This is a genomic window from Chitinimonas arctica (genome assembly GCF_007431345.1).
GTDB lineage: Bacteria > Pseudomonadota > Gammaproteobacteria > Burkholderiales > Chitinimonadaceae > Chitinimonas > Chitinimonas arctica.
Map to the genome: position 1 here is coordinate 2,557,268 of NZ_CP041730.1, position 16,088 is coordinate 2,573,355.

The following is a 16,088-nucleotide window of genomic DNA, read 5'->3' on the forward strand; positions in this document are numbered from 1 at the left end:
GGGCGGGTATGCGGGCGATCAGCGGGCTATCGGACATCGTCGCGACCCCAGTTGGGCCAAGGGTGCTGGCTCAGATAGGAATTGGTATAGCGCGGGTCGTGGGTCACTTCCTCGCCCAGCCATGCGGGCGCCGTGTAGGCCTCGGCCTCGTCGCTCAACTCGACCTCGGCCAATAGCAGCCCCTCGTTCTGGCCGAAGAACTCGTCGATTTCCCAAAGATGCGGGCCCAATTGGATGCGATAGCGTTTCTTTTCCACCAGCATGGGGCACATGGCGGCCAGGATGGTCTCGGCATCGGCCAGCGGGATCGGGTATTCGAATTCGTGCCGCGATACCGCGCTGATATGCGACTTCAAGGTCAGCCAGGCCTGGTCCCCCTTGACCCGCACCCTGACCGTGCGCGCCGGCTCCACCGACAGATAGCCTTGCTTGAGCCATTCTCCCTGCACCAAGTCGCGCCACTGCTCGTTTTTCAGATGAAAACGCCGTTCAATTTCTTTTGCCATGCTTTTGCTACCTTCGAATTGTCGCGGTGGGACGGGCACCGGTCAGAATGGTTTTACCACCACCAGGATCACGATCCCCAGCATCAGCAGTGCGGGCACTTCATTGAAGAAGCGGAACCAGGTATGGCTGCGCTGATTGTTGCCGGCGGCAAAATCACGCACGAGCTTGCCGCATACGCCTTGGTAGGCCAGCAGCATCACTACCAGGCCCAGCTTGGCATGCAGCCAATGGCCATATACCCCCCAGCCCAGCCACAGCCAAAGCCCCAGGGCGATCGCCATATGGCTGAGCCCCTTGGTGAAACGGAGCAGCTTGCGCTCCATCAAGGCCAGTTGCAGCCGGGCCGCTTCGTCCGTCGCCATGGCATGGTTGACGAACAAGCGCGGCAGATAAAGCAGGCCGGCCATCCAGCTGATGACGAAAACGATATGGAACGCTTTGACCCAGAGCATATTGCTTCCCGATTGAGTACGCATGGGCCGGCGGGGCCGGCCGGTTGATCAACCCTTTTTACGGGTGCCTTCGTAGATCGGCATCACCTTGGGCATCAAGCCTTGCAGGTCGTTGATGCGAGTCTGGTTGGAGGGGTGGGTGGACAGGAACTGTGGCGGCTGCCCCTGGCTGGCGGCGTTCATTTTTTCCCACAGCCTGACGGCGGCGCGCGGGTCGTACCCGGCGCGGGCGGACAGCTCCAGGCCCATGGCATCGGCCTCGGATTCGTGGCCTCGGCTGTGCGGCAGGCTATAGGCGACTTCGGTGACCTGGTTGGCCAGACCCATGTACTGGTCGTACTTGCCCTTGGTCAGGGCCGATACCAGCTGGCTGCCCATCTGCTTGGCATAGGCTTGGCTCATGCGCTCGCGGCCGTGTTCGCGCAGGGCATGGGCCATTTCATGGCCCATGATGGCGGCGATCTCGTCGTCAGTGAGTTTGAGCTTGTCGATGATGCCGGTAAAAAACATGATCTTGCCGCCCGGTGCGCAGTAGGCGTTCAGTTCCGGACTGTCTTCCACGTTGACTTCCCATTGCCATGCCAGCGCATCCTTGCGGAACACGCCTACCTGCGGGATCAACTTGTTGGCGATGGCGCGTACCCGCTTGGTCGCTTTGGCATCGTTGTTCAGCTTGCCTTGCTTGCTGGCCTGGGACAGCGAATTGGCATAGGACTGCGCCGACATCTGGTTGACCTGCTCGTTCGACAGCAAGGTGAACATGGCTTGTTTGCGCTCGACGCCGACGGCGCCGGCTTCGGTGGTTTTAACCTGCTGGCAGGCCGGTAGCAGCGCGGTGGCCAGCAAAAGCGGGATGAAGCGGGATAAGGATTTTTTCATGACTGCGTTCTCCGATGAGGCACGGGGGAGGGAGGTAAATGGGTAAGGGAGCGGTCGAGCCGGGCAGGTCCAGCCAGGTTCGCCGGCTGGACCGCTGCGGCTAATACCCGCGTGCTTCGGCGTTTTTGACCCGTTCGAATTCATAGCTGGTCTTGGCGAGGCGACGGGCTTCGTCGAAACGCTTTTCCGCCATGAGTTTGCTGAATTGCTGCGAACGTTCGTTCTCGATGCGGTTGGCGGCTTCGTCGTGGTCGCGTTGCTGCTGGGCCTCTTCCTGGCGGTTTTCGCGTTCGCGTTCCTGCCGGCGCTGTTTTTCCTTGTACTCGGCTTCGTGGACGGCTCGCTGCTGTTCGGCGCTCATCCTGCGCGCCCAGTCGTCGTTTTCGCGGGTGCGGCGTTCCTGTTCCTGCTTGGCTTTGTATTCGGCCTCGTTCCAGGCTGGACTGGTACCGCCCGATGCCTCGCGCTCGGCGGCCATCATCCGGGCTTCCTGGTCCTGCTGTTGCTGCTGGAACTTTTCCTGCATCGAGAAGGCGCGCTGCTGCGCGGTTTCGATGGTTTGGCGGTAGGAGTCCACCGTGCTTTGCTGGCGCCAGGCAAAGTAAAGATAGCCGAGGATGAAGACGCCCAGCAGAACGAGACCTATCGTCAGCAAGGAGCGGCTGCCGCCGTCGAAGCGCTTGCCGGAACCTGCTGCGGGCCGGGGCTGATGCAGTTGTACCGTTTGTGCCTCGCCGGCCTGCAAGCTGGCATCGTAGATCTTGCGGCGTATCGGATTCGACAGCTGCTGATAGGCTTCATCCAACTGCTCCAGCCGGCGTCGGCGCTGGACCGGATCGATGATCTCGCCCAATTGCTTCTGCAGGGCCAGGTACTGCGCATCGAGCAGCGCCTGGTCGGCCGTTGGGGTGACGCCGAACAAGGCGTAAAGGGTTTTTCCTGAGCGGGACATGGCGCGGGTCCTTTTAGATCTCGACCATTTCGAAGTCTTCCTTGCGTGCACCGCAGTCCGGGCAGGTCCAGTTCATGGGGATATCCTCCCAGCGGGTACCTGGCGCAATGCCATCTTCCGGCAGCCCGGCGGCCTCATCGTAGATAAAGGCGCAAATGAGGCACATGTATTTTTTCATGGCGGGTAAAGTGGGGTTAGACGAATGGGCTAAAATTCTACCGTATCTCCCTCTTCCCCATCCTCCCCGAATTCTCTCCATGACCCAAGCCCCACCGATTATTCTTGTATTTGCCGGCAACGACCCCTCCGCCGGCGCCGGGCTGGCTGCCGATGTCCTGACCATTTCCTCGCTGGGCTGCCATCCCTTGCCGGTGGTAACGGCCGTTACCGTGCAGGACACCACCGGTATGGAAGACTTCCTGGTGATGGAGGCCGACTGGGTCTCCGACCAGGCCCGCTTTCTGTTGGAGGATATGCAGATCGCCGCCATCAAGGTCGGTGTGCTGGGCAGTATGGAAAACCTGACCGTGCTGGCCGAGATCGCCGCCGACTATCCGGATATCCCGCTTATCCTGGATCCGGTGTTCGCCACGGGCAGCGGCGATGAGTTCGCCGACGACGAAATGATCAGCGCCATGCGCGAGTTGTTGTTGCCGCACACCACCATCCTGACGCCCAATAGCCTGGAAGCGCGGCGCCTGGCCAGCGACGATCCGGACGAGCAGGATGGCATGAGCGTGGACGAAGCCGCCTTGCGTATCCGCCAGTTCGGTTCGGAGTTCGTGTTGATCACCGGCACGCACGAAAATACGCCGGCCGTCAGCAATGCGCTGTTTGGCCCGACCGGTCGGGTCAGGGTGGATAGCTGGGAACGCTTGCCGGCCAGCTACCATGGCTCCGGTTGCACCCTGGCCTCCGCCGTGGCGGCCTTTCTCGCCAATGGCATGGAAATGTCGCAGGCGGTGCGCGAAGCCCAGGACTACACCTGGCACACCCTGAAGAACGCTTATCGGCCGGGTATGGGCCAGTTTATTCCGGACCGGCTGTTCTGGGCGCGCGGCAAGGGCGAGGAAGAGAAGGGCGCATGATGCTGCCCCTGCCGCGTGGGCTATACGCCATTACCCCGGACCGCGCCGATACCGACAGCTTGCTGAACGCCGTCCGGTCTGCCCTCGCCGGAGGGATAGGCGTACTGCAATACCGCAACAAGCAGGCCGATGCCATGCTGCGGAGACAACAAGCCGAAGCCCTGCTGGCGCTCTGCCGGCCGGCCGGCGTACCGCTGGTCGTCAACGACGACCTGGCGCTGGCGCTGGCCATCGATGCCGACGGTCTGCATCTGGGCAGCGAAGACGGCGATCTGGCTGCCGCACGAGCGGCATTGGGGCCGGCACGGCTGCTGGGCGCTTCTTGTTACGATCGCATCGAATTGGCTGCATCCGCCATTGCTGCGGGTGCCAGCTATGTGGCATTTGGTGCGGCTTATCCGTCCACCACCAAACCCCATGCACCGCATGCACCCCTGGCGCTCTACCGGCAGGCAGCCGCCAGCCTGTCCCGCCCGGTCGTGGCCATAGGCGGGATTACCGTGTCCAACTGCGCGCCCCTGCTCGCTGCCGGCGTGCATGGCGTGGCGGTGTGCAATGGCTTGTTCGACGCGCCCGATATTGCCGCGCGGGCGATGGCGTTTCAAGATGTGACGGCTGGCGACGCGTCCATTTAATCCGTCGTATTGCTCGCAAGTTAGCCGGGCAAATTCCGCAAAAGATCACTTATATATGCCAGCGGCGGGGTGCCGGCCGCCGCCAGCTGGCGCGCCGGGCGAGTCGCTGTACCATTTCGATAAAACAAATTCCGTTTACAACAACGCAATGCATAGCGCTGGTGTTTAATCGTATCTGAATATTGTATTCATTTTTGTTTTGGAGAGATTGGAATGGAAAATATTAGCAATCGCAATGCCATGTCGAGCAATTATTCCGCTGGAAAAAGTGAAGATGCCGATCTTAATACGTCAGTGGCGACCCTTCGAATAAATTGTTTTCAATTGGAAGTGGACGATACGCTAGCGGAGGTTAATGAGTTCAGCCCGGTCTTGATCACGCTATTTGCAGCACCCCGCGATTCGGAGGGCGGCAGCGTGCATGGCGCTCAGACCGCAATGGTGACGAAATCCAATCAACCCCCTCCACTCCAGGTGATGTTGATTCATGTCGTGGGTGTATCTAGTTTCCAGCAAGCAGTGCTTATATTGTTTGTCGGGGCGCCAGCGGGTAGCAAGAATGCTGCTCCACAGCGAAATACGGCTTCGGCACCTTCTCCCGCCGCGCGCGAGGCTGCCGACAATGCGCCGGTTGAAGCGAAACAGCCCGCCTCGGCCAGGCCGGCCACGACGCCCTCGGTACCGCGATCGAGCGGCATGTCATCCCCTCACAACGTACCACTGGGGAGGTCCGATCCCCGGTATGAGCCACCAGGGAACCCGCTGGGCTTGTTGGGCCCGGCCACGATGGCGACGATGCAGAATCCGTTCGCGATGGCGCCGAACTATGGCAACCAATCGAGCTTCGGTCATTTCACGCCGACTTATCCTGCCGCGATTTCCCAGCCGAACAGGGCGGCGGCGATACCCGTCGATATCACCGGGGCGAGTGCAGCGGGCAATGATCAAGCCACCATGAGCGATTCGCCGCCGACATACGCAGAGGCAACTTCCGCATCGTCCGTACCGGCAGCGTCGAGTCCTGCCGGAGCGCCGCCGGCCTACGAAACCGTATTTCCCCCGGGTCCTTACGTATTGGATATTTCGGACTATGCCGCACCGCCGTTTTACGAAGACCCTCCTCTTCCAGCAGGGGGCGCGGCTTCGCCGGTCGATACAGTTGGCGTGCATGCGGACGGGCGCAATCAGTCCCCTGGCGATATTACAGTGCCTGATTACGGTCGGATGACGCCTGAACAATTGGCGTTGGAAAAGAAGAAGCAACTATTGGCATCGTTGGAAGGCATGTCGGCAACCCAGCAATCCAGCAATCCAGCATCTCAGCAACACGCCGAGCCGGACAGGGCAGCCAAGAACCCAGAGGCGATTGAAAGGAACAGGATTGACATGAAGACGGGAGCCGCTGCCGTTCGGAGCGAGATCGATCTACTGCAGGCGGGCAATCCAGTGCCGGCGGCGTAAAATATTGATCCCTCGGCTACTACGCGAAAAGTGACACGATAGACAAGGGAGGCTTGCGCCTCCCTTGTCTATTGACCTTCGGCTTGTCGCCAGGCCGCTTTGTTCTATCCAAACGCTCAGAACTTCTTCAGCTGTCTTTCCGCTTCCTTGGCGGCATCGCTGCCGGGATAAGCGGCAATCAATTCCTTCAAGGTCTTGGTGGCACCCTTCCTGTCGGATTTTTCCAGCTGTACGGTGGCAATGGCCCGCAAGGCATCGGGCGATTTGGCATGTTCCGGGTAGGCATCCACCAGCTTGCGCCAACTGATCTGGGCGGCACCGACGCTGCCGGTCTGGGCCTGGGCCATGCCTAGCCAGAACAGTGCGCTGGGAGCGGCCTGGGTGGCGGCGTAGCGGCTGGTCACGATACCCAGCGCATCGATGGCCGATTTGAGCTTGCCGTCGCGATACAGATTGTAGGCGGACTCGTAGGCCGTGGCTGCGTCCGCTTCCAGTTGGGCATTGTGCGCTTCGTCGCCGGCGCTGGCCGGCTTGGCCTTGCCTTCCTCGATATTGCGCAGTCTGCCGTCCAGATCGACATAGAGATCCTGCTGCCGCTTCTGCAGCCCCTGCAGGTTGAAGGTGAGGACTTCCAGTTGCCCGCGCAATTGCGCGATCTGTTGACCCAGTTCGCTCAGCTGGCCGGTCAGGTCGATCAGCTTCTGGCTGCTGCGGCTGTCCAGCTGGTCGAGTTTGTCGGCGACGGCGGCAATTTTGGCGTCCTGCTGGGCGCGCACTTCGGCAATCTGTTTACGTGCCTCGTCGTCATCGAACAGTCCGGCCTGGGCCGGGAAGGCCAAGGCCGTCAGCAATACGAGAGGAAGAAGCCGGTTCAGCATCGTGAAATCCTTCGATGTCCATTTATGCAACACCCCGTGACGGGCACGGGGTGGGGTGACGCGGCCAGTGCCCGCAGGGGCGGGCCACTGGATTTACTCGCCGCCGTATACCACGTCGGCGCGACGGTTCTCGGTGTAACTGTCTTCGTCGTGGCCGGTAGCGCGCGGCTTTTCCTCACCATTGCTGGTGGCTTCCAGCTGCTTTTCCTGCGCGCCCAGTACGCTCAGCGCCTTGCGTACCGCTTCGGCCCGCTTTTGGCCCAGCGCCAGATTGTATTCACGGCTACCGCGCTCGTCGGCATTGCCCTCGATACGGACCGAACGGCCGGGATTGGAAGCCAGGTAGCGGCCGTGGGCATCGACCAGGTTTTGCTGATCGCCACGCACATCGTACTTGTCGTAGTCGAAGTAGATGCTGCGCTTGGACAAGGCGTTGGCCGGATCATTGAGCGGATCGAGCTTGCCGCCATCATTAGGCCGGATGGGCTGGGTCTGGGCACCGTTGTCGCTTACCGGTTTGGACGCATTGTCGGCGGGTTTGCCGGATTCGACCGGCGCGGGCGGGGTGCTGGCACAGGCGGCAAGCAGGCCGACGAGAGTAAGGCTGACAAGGGTCTTGTTCATTGCATGGCTCCTAGCTGGGACGTTGTTGTCACGGATTATGATTATGGGTTGGAGGATAGCCGACTCATGGCGATTTGCCCCGCGTAGGGGCCCCAGGCCGGTTCACGTGCATCGCCATTGGCGGTGAGGCGTTGCTGGGTCTGGCCGTCGCTGGAAACGGTCGCCAGGACGCCGCGGTTGCCGGCCTCGCCGGCGTAAAGGATCAGCTTGCCATTCGGGGCGAAACTGGGCGATTCATCGTAGCTGCCATTGGTCAGCGACTGGCTTTGGCGGCTGGCCAGGTCCATGACGGCCACCACGAAGCGGCCATTGTCCCGCCGCACATAGGTCAGCGATTTGCCGTCCGGCGAGAACTGCGGCGACACATTGTAGCTGCCGTCGAAGGTCAGCCTTTGCGCTTCGCCGCCGCTGCTGGGCAGCAGGTAGATCTGCGGGCTACCGCCACGGTCCGAGGTAAAGGCGATGCTGCGGCCATCCGGCGAAAAAGTGGGCTCGGTATCGATGGCGCTGCTCTTGCTCAGGCGGCGGGGAGCGCCGCCATGGGTGTCCACCAGGTAGAGCTGCGAAATGCCATCCAAGGTCAGGGTCACCGCCAGGCTGCCGCCATCCGGCGAGAAGGCGGGCGCGCTATTGCTGCCTTTGAAGGCGGCGACGGCGCGGCGGCTGCCGGTGTAGAGATCCTGTACAAAGACGATGGCTTTCTTGCGCTCGAAACTGACATAGGCCAGTTGGCGGCCATCGGCCGACCAGGCCGGCGACATGATGGGCTCATTCGAGCCCATCACCGTCTGGGCGTTATGGCCGTCGGCATCGGCGACTTGCAGCTCGTAGCGCTTGCCCTGCTTCAATACGTAGGCGATGCGGGTGGAAAACACGCCGCGTTCACCGCTGAGCGCTTCGTAGATCTGGTCGGCCAGCTGATGGGCGGCCCGGCGGGTTTCGCCCGCCTTGGCGCGTAGCTCGAAGCCGGCCAGCTGCTTCTGCGTGACGGTGTCGTACAGGCGCAGATGCAGCACGGTGGAGCCGTCCGCTTCGACGCGGGCGCTACCGGTGGCCAGCGCATCGGCGCCGCGGCCTTTCCAGCCGCTCAATTCGGCTTGCGCGACTTGCTCAGGCAGTGGCGCGGCGCCCGACTCGATCAGCTTGAAGCGGCCGCTGCCGGCCAGATCGGCGCGTATCACGGCCGTGACCGATTCCTTCAGGGCGGCTTCACCCGTGAAGCCAGCGATGGTGACAGGCAGCTGGCGGGCGCCGGTACCCGTCACTTCGATCGTGACATCGGCGTGCGAGGCCAGGGTAAGCGAAGCCAGCAAGAAGGGGGCGATCCAACGAGTGAGCTTTTGATTAATCATGGAGTCGGTATTTGATCTTGTGGGTCGTGAACAGGGAAAAGTCTAGTCCCGTCGGCAGGGTTGGGTAACTACCGGTTTTTTCGATGGCCTTCTTTACCGCGCGATCAAAGGCGCGATTGCCACTGGAACTGACGACGCGAACCGACTGGATACGCATATCCGGCCGTAGTGCTACTTCGAAAAGGGCTTCGGGATTACCGGCCTGCTTGCTCGCATAGCGCATCTGGCTGCGGATGCGCCGTCTGACCTTGTCCACGTATTCGGCCAGCAGGGTCTCGCTGGAGACGACCGGGGCGATGGCAAGCGGTGCACCGACCGCTGCGGCCGGGGCCGCGCTGGCCGGCTGCGGGGCAGTCGCCGGCCCGGGGGGCTTGGCACAGGCCGCCAGTAACAGGACCAGCCCCAGGCCGGCGAAGGTTGGGAGGGGCGATCTATTGTTCATGCAGGCGGTACTTCAGGATGTGATTGCGAATGCTGCCGCTGAATTCCATGCCTGCCGGCAGGGGCGGATACTGTTCGATGCGCATCAGCGCGCGTTTGACGGCTTCGTCGAAGGCGGCGTTGCCGCTCGATTTCTTCATTTCCACGTTCAATACCGCCATATCGGGCAATAAGGTGACCCGGAACTCCACCACCGGGTTCCCCGGATCGTCGTCCGGATAATTCATCTTGCTGCGGACAAGATTGCGCACCCGTGCGTAATAGGCATCCGCCACGCCCGCCCGGTTGGCCGCTTCCGCCGCCTGCTGGCGGGCATTGATGGCCGCCAGCGAAACGCTGGGGTCCAGTGGCGGTCTCGCCAATTTGCCGGCCAGTTCGCTAAGCAGTTTTCCCTTGCCCACTTCCACCTTTTCCGGCGGTTTGCGTAGCGGCGGTTCCACTTTTTTAGGCGGCTCGGGTTTTTTCAGCGGTTCGGGCCTGGGCAGCGGCTTAAGCGGGCGGGGCTTTTCCAGCTGGATCTGCGGTTTGACCGGTGCCGGCTCGGGCTCCGGTTCCGGCTCCTCCGGCTTGGGCACGGGCCGCGTCTTGACGGGCGGCTGGATGGCCGGTCCGGCTTCCAGTGTCCCGGCCCATAGTTCCACCTGGACCGGCGCGGCCGGACTGGTCTGCCACTGCACGCCGACGTACAGCAGCACACCGATCAGCCCGTGTACCGCAATGGCCAGGCCGAGGGAAAGGGCACGATGCTCTTCGCGCGGGACCATGCTATTCATCGTTCCGGCATGACTTCCAGGCCGACGCGCTCGACGCCGCTTTTCTTGAGCGCGTTCATCACCTTGATAATGGCATCGTAGCGGACCTCCTTGTCCCCACTGATCAAGACCGGGCGGGTCTGGCTGAGGCTGCGTGCCCGGATGGCGGCGATCAGGGCCGTGGTATCCGCCATGCGGTCCTTGTCGGTCCCATCCGCCAGGGTCATGGCTTCATCGCGATTGATCAGCACCCGCAAGGGCTTCACATCCAGCGCGCGGTCGGCCTTTGCCACGGTGGGCAGGTTGACCACGCCAGGCTGCAACATGGGTGCGGCGACCATGAAAATGACCAACAGCACCAGCATCACGTCGATGTAGGGCACCACATTGATATCTGCCTTGGCGCGGCGAGCTCGGCGAGCCATATCATCTTCCTTAGTATTGCTTGACGCGGAAGCCGCGTGCTTTGAGTAGGTCCACCACGCTGTCGGGGCCGGCCAGATGACCGGCGCCTATCACCACCAGCGGCGCCGGCTGGCCGGCCATATTGGCGATCTTGTCGGCCATGGTGCGATTGCGTTGCCCCAGCAGCTTATCGTTCAGGCGCTTACTGATCGCGTTGTCCTGGGTGTAGTCGTCGATGATGCGGCGCATGGCGGGTGCATCGCCCCGCTGCCAAGCGCTGATCATGCTTTCCAGCATGGGCTTGACCAGCTGTTTGCCCAGCGGCTCCAGCGTAGCAAGCAGCACGCCCACGCTTTCTTCCTGCGGCAGGCTGTCGAACAACTCGAACTGCGCCCGGATCGATTCCAGTTCCACGACCTTCTTGCGGTCGGTACGGGCACGCTGCAGGAAATGCATATCGATACCGCTCTGCGGCTGAAAGCCCAGCTTCTGCATTTCCAGCACCGACAGGGTCAGGCCCAGCAGCCATGGCTTCATCCGATCGGCCGCCACGCGGGGCAGGTTGGCACGGGCCAGGGCGACATTGAGCTGCTTGTTCTGCGCCGGCGTGAGCATATTGGCCAGCGATTGGTCGGGTGGCAGCATGGCCATGGCGAACAGCGGCGCAACGGCGGTCGGATCGCTGACATCGGCTTCCACCGCCAAGGTGTCGGCTTCGCGATAGGCCGCTTCGATGGGCGCGGCCAGCGGATAGAAATCGCTGCGGCCCAGGTGGATGGAACCCAGCAGCCAGACGCGCTGGCCTTCCCGTTCAGCCTCCCAGAGAAACAGCTTGGCTTGCGCCGCCAGGGCGCCACAGGCCAAGCACAGCAGCAGAAGGATGCGCAGCCGGGCCGCGGGTCGGTTCATGGTCATTTGCCTGCCTGCCGTTGCAGAATATTGCTGAATTCCTCGATAAAGCTGTCGAAGCGATTGGCCAGCCTATCGACGTCGTGCGAAAAGCGGTTGTAGGCCACCACCGCGGGAATGGCGGCGAACAGGCCGATGGCGGTGGCGACCAGCGCCTCCGCGATGCCGGGCGCGACCTGCGACAAGGTGGCCTGGCCCACGTTGCTGAGGCCGCGAAAGGCATTCATGATGCCCCACACCGTACCCAGCAGACCGATATAGGGCGAGATGGAGCCGACCGTGGCCAGAAAATTGGTATGCGCGTCCAGCCGATCGACTTCGCGTTGGCAGGCGGCTTTCATGGCGCGGCGGGTCCCCTCCATCAGGGCACCCAGATCATGGCCGGCCTGCCTTCGCAATTTGAGGAATTCCGCGAAACCCGCTTCGAAGATCTTTTCCATGCCCACGCTGGCGCCGTCGCGGCTGACCTGCTGGTAGAGGCTGTTCAGATCGGAGCCGCCCCAGAAAGCGGTTTCGAAGCTGTCGGTCTTGCCGCCGGCATGGCGCAGGCCGAACCATTTCACAAAAATATGCCACCAGGACAGCAGGGACAGCATCATCAGGATGGCCAGAACGATCTGTACCACGATGCTGGCGTTGCTGATAAGGCTGAAGATGGACAGGTCGTTGGTGGTCAGTGAGGCTTCCAAGAGCGGGGTTCCTTCTCGATATTTTGCATGCGGCGCCGACCGCGAAATCCAGTCGAACGCGCATTATGCGTAAAAATTAGCTGATCAGTCGCTGAACGAAGCATTCGGACCGCCCGCAGGCAGGCCGAAATGGCTGTAGGCCAGCAGTGTTGCCACCCGTCCGCGCGGTGTTCTTTGCAGCAGACCCTGCTGGATAAGATACGGTTCCAGCACATCCTCGATGGTATCGGCGGATTCGCCGATGGCGGCGGCGACATTGTCCAGCCCAACCGGGCCGCCGCCAAATTTCTCTATCACCGCACTCAGCAATTTGCGATCCATCACGTCCAGGCCGGCATGGTCGACATCCAGCATCAACAAGGCCGCATCGGCGATGTCGCGACTGACCCGCCCGTCGTGGCGCACCTCGGCAAAGTCGCGCACGCGCCGCAGCAAGCGGTTGGCGATGCGGGGCGTGCCGCGCGAACGGCGGGCGATCTCGAAGGCGCCTTCCTGGTCGACTTCGACGTTGAGCAGTTCGGCCGAACGGCTGACGATGCGGCTCAGCTCCGCCGGGGTATAGAACTCCAGCCTGGCGACGATGCCGAAGCGGTCGCGCAAGGGATTGGTCAACATGCCGGCACGGGTGGTGGCGCCGATCAGGGTGAAAGGCGGCAGGTCCAGCTTGACCGACCGGGCCGCCGGCCCCTCGCCTATCATCAGGTCCAGCTGAAAATCTTCCAGGGCCGGGTAGAGGATTTCCTCGACAACCGGGCTGAGCCGGTGGATTTCGTCGATAAACAGCACATCGTGCGGTTCCAGATTGGTCAGCATGGCGGCCAGGTCGCCGGCCCGTTCCAGCACCGGGCCGGAAGTCTGGCGCATATTCACGCCCAGTTCGCGCGCAATGATATTGGCCAGGGTGGTCTTGCCCAGACCCGGCGGGCCGAACAACAAGACATGATCGAGCGCTTCGCCGCGCTTCTTGGCCGCCTCGATAAAGATCTCCAACTGGCCGCGGGCTTTCTCCTGGCCCACATACTCGTCGAGCAGCTTCGGCCGCAGCGCCCGTTCCAGCGCCTCTTCCTGGCTCGATTGGCGGCTGGGCGTGACCATGCGGGCGGGCGCACTGCTAAGGTTGTCGGATTGGATCATTTAAGTGGGACCAGGATAATTGGGACGTCGCCGGATGTGCGGGCGAGATAGGGATACGCATCGGAGTACGATCGTACACCACCTTGTCCATCCTCACACTTTCGCCAGCGATTTCAAGGCCATGCGGATACCGTCGTTGACGCTGACATCGTCCGGCATACCCTTGATCGCCGCATTCGCTTCGCGCTCGTTATAACCCAGGCCCAGCAAGGCATTGACTACATCGTCGCGCGCGCTGGCCGGCGCGACGAACAGGCCGGCGGCATGGGCATGCAAGGCGGTGGTGCCGGCCAATTTGCCGCGCAGCTCCAGGATCAGCCGTTCGGCGGTTTTCTTGCCGATGCCGGGTACCTTGGCGAGGCGGGGCGCATCGTCCCGTTCCACCGCCATGGCCAACTCGTCGGCGGTCAGGCCGGACAGTACCGCCAGCGCGATCTTGGGGCCGATGCCGCTTACTTTCACCAGCTGGCGAAAGGTTTCCCGTTCGCCGCGGGTGGCGAAGCCGTACAGTAGCTGCGCATCCTCGCGCACCACGAAGTGGGTGTAGAGCGATGCCGTCTCGCCCGCGTGCGGCAGCACGTACAGGGTGGACATGGGCACATCGAGTTCGTATCCCACCCCGTGCACATCGAGCAGGATATGCGGTGGGTGTTTTTCCAGCAGCTTGCCGGTGAGTTTGCCTATCATGTGTTTTTTCCGAAAAGTTAAAGGCTGACCCAGCGGCCGCGCCGCGATTTCATGCCCAGATTGGCCAATCCGCCGCTGGCATGGTTGGCATGGGTGAGGGCGCAGGCGAGCGCGTCGGCGGCATCGGCTTGCGGCTCGCCGGCCAGATGCAGCAGCCGCTGCACCATATGGCTGACCTGCTCCTTGGCGGCATGGCCATTGCCGACCACCGCCTGCTTGACCTGCAAGGCGGTGTATTCGGCCACCGGCAAGCCGGCGAGGACCAGGGCCGAGATGGCGGCGCCACGCGCCTGGCCTAGCAGCAGGGTCGATTGCGGGTTGACGTTGACGAAAACCTGTTCCACCGCGGACTGCTCCGGTTGGTAAAGGCGACACACTTCGCCGATGCCTTCCAGCAAGACTTTGAGCCGGGTCGGCAGGCTGCCCTCGCCGCTGCGGATGCAGCCGCTGGCCACGTAGATGCGGCTTTGTCCGGCGATATCGATCACGCCGAAGCCGGTGGTGCGCAGGCCGGGATCTATGCCAAGAATACGGATGGGATATTCCTTCAGGTTGCGGTGCTATGCTGCCGATTATATCGTCCCGCCACCTCGTACCGGTCCAGCCATCGTGATTGTCAGGAAATACTTTCCCAGCAACCCCAACCTTAGCAACGAAGCCATGCTGGACGGTTTCAAGCAAGGTAGCGCCGTCATGTCCGGCCTGCGGGCAGTCGCCTTCGCCATGCCGCTTAGCCGCGACCGCTTGCTCTATCTATCGCTTTCGGCCTCGGAATTGTACGGGGAGCCGGTCAGTGTGCTGTATGACCACCCGAATTTCTGGCTGGAAGCCATCGATCCCGCCGACAAGCCGGCCGTTTGGCTGGGCATGGACAAGTTGCGCCAGAACGGCGCCGGCGAGGCGGAGTTCGTCTACCGCCTGATGAGCGGGGCCGGCGACAGCACCTGGGTCCTGCATCGTTGCAAGGTGATCACCAATGAAACAGGGGTGCCGCTGCGCATCGATTGCCTGATCACCCCCTGCCAAGCGCCGGCCCCGGCGGCGGCGCGGCACGAAATCGGCAATGCCGTCTTTGCCGCGGCGGGCGATGCCATGCTGGTTCGCGATGCGGCCAGCCTGGATATTCTCGATGCCAATACCGCCACCTTGGCCTTGCTGGCGTGCAGCCGCGGCGAGTTGTTGCGGCAGCGCTTGACGGATTTTTCCGCCACGACGGAAGGTTTCGATACGCGGGCCGAGGCAAGCCATATCGATGCCGCCCGGCATGGCCGGCCACAGCGCTACGACTGGCTGGTGGCGCCGCGCGAGGGTGACGCGCGCTGGGTCGAGGCCGTTACCAGCAGCTTGCGGCACGCCGGCCGCGACTGCCTGCTGACGATCCTGCGCGATACCGATAGACGCCATCGCGAATTGGAACAGCAGGCCCTGGCGGTCGAACTGGTGGATAGAGGCCGCGATCCCATTGCCTGGGCCAACCCGGCCGGCCAGTTGCTGCGGCTGAATGCGGCCGGTTGCGAACTGCTGGGTGTGCACCAGGATGCGGTATGCGATCTGTTTATCACCGATCTCCTGCCGGTCTGGGCGCAGCCGCATTTCCTCCATACCTGCCTGCCGCTGGCCACCAAGGATGGGATCTGGCGGGGTGAAATGGGCCTGGTCCGGCGCGACGGCGGCAATCAGCCGGTCATGCTGACCTTGCTGGCGCACAAACGCAGCGGCGCGATCAAGGGCTATAGCCTGGTCGCCCAGGACATCGCCGTCTGGAAGCTGAAGGAACAGCGCTATAAGCGCGACAAGGAAGAGCTGGAAAACGACAAGCTGCTCAAGGATAAGCTGCTGGAGAACGTCAGTGCCGGCTTGTTGCCGCCCTTGGACCAGCTACGCCAGATCGCCCAGATCCTGGAACGCAATCCGGCCGATGTGGAACGGGCGCTACCCCACCTGAAGCGCGCCATCGAGCAGGCCAGGCGCCTGGTGGATGCCACCACCGAATACCTTAAGGCCGGCGCACAGCGCGATCTCCCGCTGAAGAAGTAGCTGGGTGGAGTGAAGACTGAGCGTTCTGTTCAGCACCCGGGGGACCCGGGTGTTCACCGGTCGTGATATATCGACGGCCCTTCGCTGTTTTATTCCGACTCCCCCCGCCCTCGTACCCGCAAGGAGTAGGCCGTGGTTGTACGGTGCCTTCGGCGCCTACAACCACGCACCCGCCGCGAGGGGGCCTCGCTAACGCTCGAATGTGT

20 protein-coding genes are annotated in these 16,088 nt (G+C 62.4%); 4 read left to right on the top strand and 16 right to left on the bottom strand.

What is annotated here, in order from left to right:
* Nucleotides 1–26: 26 nt before the first annotated feature.
* The 5 genes from FNU76_RS11590 to FNU76_RS11610 form a co-directional block, all read right to left on the bottom strand.
* Nucleotides 27–506: a CYTH domain-containing protein gene (locus tag FNU76_RS11590; RefSeq protein ID WP_144278345.1), complete on the bottom strand. Its 480-nt coding sequence runs from the start codon at nt 504–506 to the stop codon at nt 27–29.
* 42 nt (nt 507–548) lie between these two features.
* Nucleotides 549–959: a CopD family protein gene (locus tag FNU76_RS11595; RefSeq protein WP_144278346.1), complete on the bottom strand. Its 411-nt coding sequence runs from the start codon at nt 957–959 to the stop codon at nt 549–551.
* 48 nt (nt 960–1,007) lie between these two features.
* A complete protein-coding gene (locus tag FNU76_RS11600) occupies nt 1,008–1,838 on the bottom strand; it encodes a M48 family metallopeptidase (protein WP_144278347.1) in 831 nt (276 codons plus the stop codon).
* A gap of 100 nt (nt 1,839–1,938) precedes the next feature.
* Nucleotides 1,939–2,790, bottom strand: a complete 852-nt coding sequence (locus FNU76_RS11605; protein WP_144278348.1) for a J domain-containing protein — start codon at nt 2,788–2,790, stop codon at nt 1,939–1,941.
* 13 nt (nt 2,791–2,803) lie between these two features.
* Entirely contained in the window at nt 2,804–2,956 is a 153-nt protein-coding gene (locus FNU76_RS11610) for a rubredoxin (protein WP_444542083.1), read from the bottom strand.
* A 91-nt stretch (nt 2,957–3,047) separates the two neighbouring features.
* Here FNU76_RS11610 and thiD point away from each other — a divergent pair, with 91 nt between their 5' ends.
* The 3 genes from thiD to FNU76_RS11625 all read left to right on the top strand — a co-directional run bounded on the left by thiD (nt 3,048) and on the right by FNU76_RS11625 (nt 5,974).
* Nucleotides 3,048–3,878, top strand: coding sequence for a bifunctional hydroxymethylpyrimidine kinase/phosphomethylpyrimidine kinase (gene thiD, locus FNU76_RS11615; protein ID WP_144278350.1), 831 nt, complete (start codon nt 3,048–3,050; stop codon nt 3,876–3,878).
* A complete protein-coding gene (gene thiE, locus FNU76_RS11620; RefSeq protein WP_308418632.1) occupies nt 3,875–4,513 on the top strand; it encodes a thiamine phosphate synthase in 639 nt (212 codons plus the stop codon). Before thiD ends, thiE begins: the two co-directional genes overlap by 4 nt.
* Before the next feature lie 213 nt (nt 4,514–4,726).
* Nucleotides 4,727–5,974, top strand: coding sequence for a hypothetical protein (locus tag FNU76_RS11625; protein ID WP_144278351.1), 1,248 nt, complete (start codon nt 4,727–4,729; stop codon nt 5,972–5,974).
* A 116-nt stretch (nt 5,975–6,090) separates the two neighbouring features.
* Here the strand turns inward: FNU76_RS11625 and FNU76_RS11630 are convergent, their stop codons facing one another.
* The 11 genes from FNU76_RS11630 to ruvC form a co-directional block, all read right to left on the bottom strand.
* Nucleotides 6,091–6,852: a YbgF trimerization domain-containing protein gene (locus tag FNU76_RS11630; RefSeq protein ID WP_144278352.1), complete on the bottom strand. Its 762-nt coding sequence runs from the start codon at nt 6,850–6,852 to the stop codon at nt 6,091–6,093.
* Between the two features lie 93 nt (nt 6,853–6,945).
* Nucleotides 6,946–7,476 carry a peptidoglycan-associated lipoprotein Pal gene (gene pal / locus FNU76_RS11635; protein WP_144278353.1) on the bottom strand — a complete coding sequence of 177 codons (531 nt, stop codon included), beginning with the start codon at nt 7,474–7,476 and terminating at the stop codon, nt 6,946–6,948.
* A gap of 41 nt (nt 7,477–7,517) precedes the next feature.
* Complete coding sequence (gene tolB / locus FNU76_RS11640) at nt 7,518–8,828, bottom strand: Tol-Pal system beta propeller repeat protein TolB (protein ID WP_144278354.1); 1,311 nt, start codon at nt 8,826–8,828, stop codon at nt 7,518–7,520.
* On the bottom strand, nt 8,821–9,270 hold the full coding sequence (locus FNU76_RS11645) for an energy transducer TonB (protein ID WP_144278355.1): 450 nt from the start codon (nt 9,268–9,270) through the stop codon (nt 8,821–8,823). The genes tolB and FNU76_RS11645 overlap by 8 nt, the downstream gene beginning before the upstream one ends.
* Nucleotides 9,260–10,033 (bottom strand): energy transducer TonB, encoded by a 774-nt coding sequence (locus tag FNU76_RS24090; protein WP_179958440.1) that lies wholly within the window; start codon nt 10,031–10,033, stop codon nt 9,260–9,262. Before FNU76_RS24090 ends, FNU76_RS11645 begins: the two co-directional genes overlap by 11 nt.
* Nucleotides 10,034–10,038: 5 nt before the next feature.
* Nucleotides 10,039–10,446 carry a protein TolR gene (tolR, locus tag FNU76_RS11660; protein WP_144278358.1) on the bottom strand — a complete coding sequence of 136 codons (408 nt, stop codon included), beginning with the start codon at nt 10,444–10,446 and terminating at the stop codon, nt 10,039–10,041.
* 10 nt (nt 10,447–10,456) lie between these two features.
* Nucleotides 10,457–11,335, bottom strand: a complete 879-nt coding sequence (locus FNU76_RS11665) for a TraB/GumN family protein (protein ID WP_179958441.1) — start codon at nt 11,333–11,335, stop codon at nt 10,457–10,459.
* A gap of 2 nt (nt 11,336–11,337) precedes the next feature.
* A complete protein-coding gene (gene tolQ, locus FNU76_RS11670) occupies nt 11,338–12,024 on the bottom strand; it encodes a protein TolQ (protein WP_144278360.1) in 687 nt (228 codons plus the stop codon).
* Between the two features lie 84 nt (nt 12,025–12,108).
* Nucleotides 12,109–13,158, bottom strand: a complete 1,050-nt coding sequence (gene ruvB, locus FNU76_RS11675; protein WP_144278361.1) for a Holliday junction branch migration DNA helicase RuvB — start codon at nt 13,156–13,158, stop codon at nt 12,109–12,111.
* Between the two features lie 93 nt (nt 13,159–13,251).
* Nucleotides 13,252–13,845, bottom strand: coding sequence for a Holliday junction branch migration protein RuvA (gene ruvA / locus FNU76_RS11680; RefSeq protein WP_144278362.1), 594 nt, complete (start codon nt 13,843–13,845; stop codon nt 13,252–13,254).
* A 17-nt stretch (nt 13,846–13,862) separates the two neighbouring features.
* Nucleotides 13,863–14,381 (bottom strand): crossover junction endodeoxyribonuclease RuvC, encoded by a 519-nt coding sequence (gene ruvC / locus FNU76_RS11685; RefSeq protein WP_144278363.1) that lies wholly within the window; start codon nt 14,379–14,381, stop codon nt 13,863–13,865.
* A 124-nt stretch (nt 14,382–14,505) separates the two neighbouring features.
* On the opposite strand from ruvC, the gene FNU76_RS11690 reads away from it, so the two are divergent.
* Nucleotides 14,506–15,882 carry a PAS domain-containing protein gene (locus tag FNU76_RS11690; RefSeq protein WP_179958442.1) on the top strand — a complete coding sequence of 459 codons (1,377 nt, stop codon included), beginning with the start codon at nt 14,506–14,508 and terminating at the stop codon, nt 15,880–15,882.
* Nucleotides 15,883–16,088: the final 206 nt, after the last annotated feature.

Bases quoted from the DNA above. Each gene is read 5' to 3' on its own strand.
- FNU76_RS11630 (WP_144278352.1), bottom strand. From the start codon at position 6,852: ATGCTGAACCGGCTTCTTCCTCTCGTATTGCTGACGGCCTTGGCCTTC.
- ruvA (WP_144278362.1), bottom strand. From the start codon at position 13,845: ATGATAGGCAAACTCACCGGCAAGCTGCTGGAAAAACACCCACCGCAT.
- FNU76_RS11595 (WP_144278346.1), bottom strand. From the start codon at position 959: ATGCTCTGGGTCAAAGCGTTCCATATCGTTTTCGTCATCAGCTGGATG.
- FNU76_RS11590 (WP_144278345.1), bottom strand. From the start codon at position 506: ATGGCAAAAGAAATTGAACGGCGTTTTCATCTGAAAAACGAGCAGTGG.
- thiD (WP_144278350.1), top strand. From the start codon at position 3,048: ATGACCCAAGCCCCACCGATTATTCTTGTATTTGCCGGCAACGACCCC.
- FNU76_RS11605 (WP_144278348.1), bottom strand. From the start codon at position 2,790: ATGTCCCGCTCAGGAAAAACCCTTTACGCCTTGTTCGGCGTCACCCCA.
- tolB (WP_144278354.1), bottom strand. From the start codon at position 8,828: ATGATTAATCAAAAGCTCACTCGTTGGATCGCCCCCTTCTTGCTGGCT.
- FNU76_RS24090 (WP_179958440.1), bottom strand. From the start codon at position 10,033: ATGGTCCCGCGCGAAGAGCATCGTGCCCTTTCCCTCGGCCTGGCCATT.
- pal (WP_144278353.1), bottom strand. From the start codon at position 7,476: ATGAACAAGACCCTTGTCAGCCTTACTCTCGTCGGCCTGCTTGCCGCC.
- FNU76_RS11600 (WP_144278347.1), bottom strand. From the start codon at position 1,838: ATGAAAAAATCCTTATCCCGCTTCATCCCGCTTTTGCTGGCCACCGCG.
- FNU76_RS11645 (WP_144278355.1), bottom strand. From the start codon at position 9,270: ATGAACAATAGATCGCCCCTCCCAACCTTCGCCGGCCTGGGGCTGGTC.
- FNU76_RS11690 (WP_179958442.1), top strand. From the start codon at position 14,506: ATGCTGGACGGTTTCAAGCAAGGTAGCGCCGTCATGTCCGGCCTGCGG.
- FNU76_RS11610 (WP_444542083.1), bottom strand. From the start codon at position 2,956: ATGTGCCTCATTTGCGCCTTTATCTACGATGAGGCCGCCGGGCTGCCG.
- FNU76_RS11625 (WP_144278351.1), top strand. From the start codon at position 4,727: ATGGAAAATATTAGCAATCGCAATGCCATGTCGAGCAATTATTCCGCT.
- ruvB (WP_144278361.1), bottom strand. From the start codon at position 13,158: ATGATCCAATCCGACAACCTTAGCAGTGCGCCCGCCCGCATGGTCACG.
- thiE (WP_308418632.1), top strand. From the start codon at position 3,875: ATGATGCTGCCCCTGCCGCGTGGGCTATACGCCATTACCCCGGACCGC.
- tolR (WP_144278358.1), bottom strand. From the start codon at position 10,446: ATGGCTCGCCGAGCTCGCCGCGCCAAGGCAGATATCAATGTGGTGCCC.
- FNU76_RS11665 (WP_179958441.1), bottom strand. From the start codon at position 11,335: ATGAACCGACCCGCGGCCCGGCTGCGCATCCTTCTGCTGCTGTGCTTG.